The 5,519-nt window shown below is 65.8% G+C and carries 4 protein-coding genes and 1 pseudogene; 4 read left to right on the forward strand and 1 reads right to left on the reverse strand.

The features are described 5' to 3' along the window. Positions 1-252: 252 nt before the first annotated feature. Positions 253-532, reverse strand: a pseudogene (locus RM423_RS23845) (YsnF/AvaK domain-containing protein); the annotation flags it as partial. Positions 533-636: 104 nt separating this feature from the next. Between RM423_RS23845 and RM423_RS23850 the strand changes: the two are divergent. The 4 genes from RM423_RS23850 to RM423_RS23865 all read left to right on the forward strand — a co-directional run bounded on the left by RM423_RS23850 (position 637) and on the right by RM423_RS23865 (position 5,430). Next, on the forward strand, positions 637-2,988 hold the full coding sequence (locus RM423_RS23850) for a nitric-oxide reductase large subunit (RefSeq protein WP_311425537.1): 2,352 nt from the start codon (positions 637-639) through the stop codon (positions 2,986-2,988). Further along, positions 2,985-3,581 carry a hypothetical protein gene (locus tag RM423_RS23855; RefSeq protein WP_311425538.1) on the forward strand — a complete coding sequence of 199 codons (597 nt, stop codon included), beginning with the start codon at positions 2,985-2,987 and terminating at the stop codon, positions 3,579-3,581. Before RM423_RS23850 ends, RM423_RS23855 begins: the two co-directional genes overlap by 4 nt. Further along, positions 3,578-4,360 (forward strand): slipin family protein, encoded by a 783-nt coding sequence (locus RM423_RS23860; protein WP_396327852.1) that lies wholly within the window; start codon positions 3,578-3,580, stop codon positions 4,358-4,360. The genes RM423_RS23855 and RM423_RS23860 overlap by 4 nt, the downstream gene beginning before the upstream one ends. Before the next feature lie 488 nt (positions 4,361-4,848). Continuing rightward, positions 4,849-5,430 carry a universal stress protein gene (locus tag RM423_RS23865; RefSeq protein ID WP_311425540.1) on the forward strand — a complete coding sequence of 194 codons (582 nt, stop codon included), beginning with the start codon at positions 4,849-4,851 and terminating at the stop codon, positions 5,428-5,430. Positions 5,431-5,519 lie beyond the last annotated feature (89 nt).

Consider the following 5,519-nt stretch of genomic DNA (forward strand, 5'->3'; position numbering starts at 1 on the left):
TGATGAACTCGCCACGCTGCAACTCGGCCCAAAACACCTGCACGTTCTCCGTGATCATGTGATTAGCGAACCGCATGGTCAACACCTCCACTCAGTCAGGTGTTGCGATCACCGCGAGAACCCAAGGGTCCGCTTACGGCCCCACATCGACGCATGCGCCGATGATGACGGCGCCGACTTCTGAGCCATTGGTGTCGGTGGGAGTGGGATGCGGCGCTTCCAATGGCCGTTCTACCGCCGCGGGGGACGGCTTCAACGCCCAACGTCGCGCTCAGTGTCGATCTGCTCTTTGCGGACGGTCCCCGCCACCTGTTGCTCCTCGGTGACGGTCTCGCTGCTCAGCTTGACGCGTTCGACCAGGACGGTCTCCTTCTGCACCACAGGGCGCTGCTCATGCAGAGTCACCTCGTGCTCAGCTCCGGTCATCTCGGCGCCGGACAGGGCCTGGTCCCGGTTCGCCTCGGGTGATCGGCTCGCGTTCCACTCGCACTTCCTCACGCGAGACTGGCACGGTCTGGGTGACGTTCTCGGTTCCGCACTCTGGCTGCGACTGAGAGGGCGCGCTACGGTTTCCGCAGGCCGCCACCTGTTCCTGACGGAAATGGTCGGGGTTGCCTCAGACCAGGAGGAGACCCTATGACGTCGTTGACGGAGACTGAGGCTGTGCGCAGCCGACTGGTTTCCCGGACGTGGGTGCAGGTCACCGCGCTGGTTCTGCTGTTCGGCCTGGCCATTCTGGGTTTTCTGGGTTACCGCGCGTACACCGCGGACCCGCCGATCGCTGCGCAGGTCCGCACGTCCAGCGGTCAGGTTGTCTACACCAGGTCTGACGTGATCGCCGGGCAGAAGCTGTTTCTGCGGCACGGCCTCATGGAGTACGGCTCCATCTTCGGTCACGGTGCTTACCTCGGCCCGGACTTCACCGCCGATTACCTGCACCGTGCTGCGTTGATCGCGACGCGGGAGTACGGCGGCGGGGCGTCCAGTTCCGCCCGCGACAAGGTCGTCGCGGACTTCAAGACGAACCGCTACGACGCGAAGGCCGACACGGTCACGGTCACCGATGCTCAGGCCAGGGCTTTCACCGAGATAGTCGCGCACTACACCGAGTACTTCGGTCCGCAGAGCGCCAAGAATGGACTGTTGCCGGAGGCGATTACTGACCCGGTCCAGGTCAAGCAGCTCACGGCGTATTTCGCCTGGTCGGCGTGGGCGGGCTCGACGTTGCGGCCGGACAAGAACTACTCCTACACCAACAACTGGCCGCCGGAGTCGCTTGTCGGCAACACTGTGACCCCCGACGTCGTCGTGTGGAGCGTGCTGTCGCTGATCGTGCTGCTCGCCGGCATCGGGGCTCTGTTCGCGGCGTTCGGCCGCTGGGGGGAGCGCCTCGGTTGGCGTGGCCGGCAGGCCGACACCATCTCCTTCCGCCCGCCCGGCGACGTCGCCGTGACCCCGACCCAGCGCGCCTGCGCCTACTTCTTCCTCGTCGTCGGGCTGCTGTTCGTCATCCAGACCCTTGTCGGGGCGGCAAGTGAGCACTACCGTGCTGACCTGACAGGCTTCTTCGGCTTCGACCTGGGCCGGTGGCTGCCGTACAACTTGGTCCGCACCTGGCACGTCCAGCTGTCGATATTTTGGACCGCGACGTCGTTCCTGGCGACCGGGCTGTTTCTGGCACCGATCATCTCCGGACGGGAGCCGCGCCGGCAATCCTGGCTCGCCTACGGACTGCTCGGAGCGCTCGCTGTCGTGGTGTTCGGCAGCCTGATCGGTGAAGGCCTGGACATCCACGGCTGGCTGTCACCGGCACTGCACGCCTTCGGGATGCAGGGTTGGGAGTACCTGGACCTGGGCCGGGTCTGGCAGGTGCTGCTGACCGCGGGCTTGTTCTTCTGGGCGTTCATGCTGTTCCGCGGGTTGCGGGGGGCGCTCAAGCGCACCTCCCGGGTCAATCTGCCATGGCTCTTTTTCTATACCGGGCTCGCGATCCCGGCGTTCTACGCCGTCGGGCTGCTGACCAGTTCCGAGTCCACCTACACGGTCGCGGACTTCTGGCGGTTCATGGTGGTGCACCTGTGGGTCGAGGACTTCCTGGAGATCTTCACGACCGTGCTGGTCGCCTACCTGTTCGTGATGCTGGGCGTCATCCGACCGAAGATCGCGATGACGATCATCTACCTTGACATCATCCTGTACTCGATCGGCGGCGTCGTCGGGACGATGCACCACTTGTATTTCTCAGGCACCGCGGCCGAGACGATGGCGCTCGGAGCGTTCTTCTCGGCCGCCGAGGTGCTGCCGCTCACCTTCCTCACCGTCGAAGCCTGGTCCTTCCTGCAGCTCGGGTCACGTCAGGAGTCGTCGTCATCGACGCCGTTCCCGCACCGTTGGGCGGTGATGTTCCTAGTGGCGGTCGGATTCTGGAACTTCCTCGGCGCCGGCATCTTCGGTTTCCTGGTCAACCTGCCGGTGGTGTCCTACTACGAGATCGGCACAGCCCTGACCGCCAACCATGCGCACGCGGCGATGATGGGCGTCTACGGCATGCTGGCCATCGGGCTGGCGCTCTTCTGCCTCCGCTACCTCATCCCGCCGGAGCGCTGGTCAGACCGACTCGCGAAGATCTCGTTCTGGTCGTGCAATATTGGGCTGGCCTGGATGTGCTTCGCCACGCTGCTCCCGCTCGGGATCGTCCAGCTGTACAAGTCCGTCGGCGACGGGTACTTCGCCGCCCGTCAGCTCAAGTTCATCACCAACCCCAGCAACAGCCTCCTGGAGTGGCTGCGGCTCCCCGGTGACGTGCTCTTCATCGTCGGCGGCGCCGTACCGTTCCTGTGGATCTGCTGGCTCGGCGTGCGCTACCGCACCAGCAACGAAATCATGGTCGAGCCGCACGACGTGCTGTTCACCGACATCGGTGAACCCGCCGAGGCCGCCACCGCCGGCGGTGCGGGGCTGGCCCGCCGCCCAGGCAGCACACCGTGACCGTCGCCCCCGAGGCCCTGCTCTTCATTGGGTACGCCAGCCTCCTGCTCGGGTGCGGGTGCGCCCTGGACCGACTGGCGCGGCACAGCAGTGCGCGGGCGGACCGCTACCGCACAGCCGGGTTCCACTACCACCCGCAGCACGACGCGTGGGTGTGCCCGCAGGACCAGATGCTCTGGCCGACCGGCTTCGACGAACGACAGCAGCTCATGCGCTACCGGGCCAAGGCGTCGGTGTGCAATGCCTGCCCGGTCAAGACCGCCTGCACCAGCTCGCCGCACGGCCGCGAGGTCACCCGCCCAATCCAGCCGTGGCCGCACTCGGAGGCCGCGCGGTTCCACCGTGGGCTCGTCCTCGTCCTCATCGCGCTGGCGGCGCTGCTGCTGACAGTCACTGCCCTACGGCACCACCAGCCCGGCGACCTCGTGGTCCTTGCCGTTCCGCTCGTGGTCTGCGCGATCCTCGCACAGCGGTTCACCGAACACTTCCGCCGCACGCCTACCGGCTTTCCCGCCGCTACCCCAGCGACCGGGCTGCGTGTCACGCCAGTGAGCCGCACACGCTGGGCCGCTGACCACCGGGAGCCCCGGTGACGGCCCTGGTCGTGGTGCTGGTCGTGTTGCTTGCTGCGGCTGCTCTCACACTGCTGAGCAGCCGGGTGCTGCGGGAGTACCAGCGCGGCGTCGTCTTCCGGCTGGGGCGGCTCCGGCCGCTAGCAGGTCCCGGACTGGTGTTCCTGCTCCCGATGGTCGACAGGCTGATCCGCGTCGACCTGCGCACCGTGACGCTCACCATCCCGCCGCAAGAGGTCATCACCCGCGACAACGTCCCGGCCCGGGTCAACGCCGTCGCGTACTTCCGGGTGGTCGACCCGGCCCGCGCCATTACCGAGGTAGAAGCGTATCCGGTCGCGACCTCACAGATTGCTCAGACGACGCTGCGGTCGGTGCTCGGCCGGGCAGACCTGGATACGCTGCTGTCCGAGCGCGACGAGCTCAACGACAGCTTGCGCCGCATTATTGACGAGCAGACCGAACCCTGGGGTATCAAGGTCACTACCGTTGAGATCAAGGACGTGGAAATTCCCGAGGCGATGCAGCGGGCCATGGCCAGAGGCGCAGAAGCCGAACGCGAGCGGCGAGCGAAGATCATCTCGGCCGAGGGAGAGTTCCAGGCGTCACAGAAACTCCTAGAGGCCTCGCAGGTGCTAAGCCGCAACCCAGCCGCGATGCAGCTGCGCTACCAGCAGACCCTGGTAGAGCTCGGCGGCGAGAAGTCCACAATCGTCTTTCCGCTGCCGCTCGATCTCATTGCACCGTTCCTGACCAGCACCCGGCCGCACCCGCAGGACAGCAGCGAGACGCCGAACTGAGCCGAGCAGCGAGTGGGTCGACCGGCTCGCCGTGGCCCACCACGCCGGCCGGCTGCAGCCCGAACTGGTCCGGATCGGGCCACCGACCGAGACTGACCAACAACCATCAAGGGGGTTCATTTTCGTCGGCACCGGGGGGTTCATTGGACCGGCGTTGACATGTTGACATGTTGACGTACTGCTGGTGGCCGGTCCTGTCGAGCACGACGTTGCCATGGACCAGTGTGGGTCATTTCCAGCACTCAGCCCGCTCGTAAGCATGGATACCGTCCTTGGATTCGGCCCTATGCGCAGGGCGGCGCGCTGCTTGTTCTGCGCACCAGGGCTCTGGTCGGCACATGTAGCGCTCGCATCCTGCGCTGTGCCAACTCGGTCGGTGAACTAGCCCACGAGCACGTCGTTCGGACGTGTCGAGACCTACGGCTCTATGGCTTTGGTGCGCTCGGGACGAGCATCGACCAACGAAGGCATCTGACAAGGAGGTTGCAATGACTCTTGGAGAGAACGCTGTTGTGGTAGGCGTCGATGGCTCAGCGGCTGACGAATTGGCGTTGAGGTTGGCTGTAGCCGAGGCTGGTGCCCGCAACGCTGAGCTACGGGTGGTGTGCGCCTATCAGTGGCTGGTCTCCTCCGATCCGGTAGCTACCGACGAGCTTTACGCAGACAAGCAGCACTCGCAACGATTCGCCGAAGAGGCCCTCACTAACGCTCTGGCGCGTACTGCTGGTATCGACCCGGCCGTGGTCGCGCGACGGGCCGCGATCGATGGTAACGCCGTTGAGGTCCTCGTCGAGGAAGCGGCCCGAGCGTCGCTGCTTGTCCTCGGGTCACGCCAACTGGGCACGCTGGGCTCCTACCTGCTGGGCTCGGTGAGCGCCGCGGTGGCCGCTCGCGCGGTCCGACCGGTCGTCGTCATACGCGGTCCGTCCGGCCAGCCTGCTGAGAATCCGAGCGTCGTGGTCGGAGTCGACGGCAGCCACGCCAGCCAGCCGTTGCTCGACTTCGGCTTCGACTATGCCAGCCGGCACCGCACATGGGCCTTCGCCCCGAAAAGTGGACACGCGATTTGATTGTTATGCGGCCGGTCGTAGCGTAGCCGCGGTGGTGGTGTTCTCGTAGGTGATCGGGCTGCGGTAGCCGCAGGCGGAGTGCCGGCGGC

The sequence above is a fragment of the Jatrophihabitans lederbergiae genome (assembly GCF_031845305.1).
GTDB classification, from domain to species: Bacteria; Actinomycetota; Actinomycetes; order Mycobacteriales; family Jatrophihabitantaceae; genus Jatrophihabitans_A; species Jatrophihabitans_A lederbergiae.

Excerpts from the sequence above, each read along its gene's own strand:
- RM423_RS23850 (WP_311425537.1), top strand. The coding sequence starts at position 637 with ATGACGTCGTTGACGGAGACTGAGGCTGTGCGCAGCCGACTGGTTTCC.
- RM423_RS23865 (WP_311425540.1), top strand. The coding sequence starts at position 4,849 with ATGACTCTTGGAGAGAACGCTGTTGTGGTAGGCGTCGATGGCTCAGCG.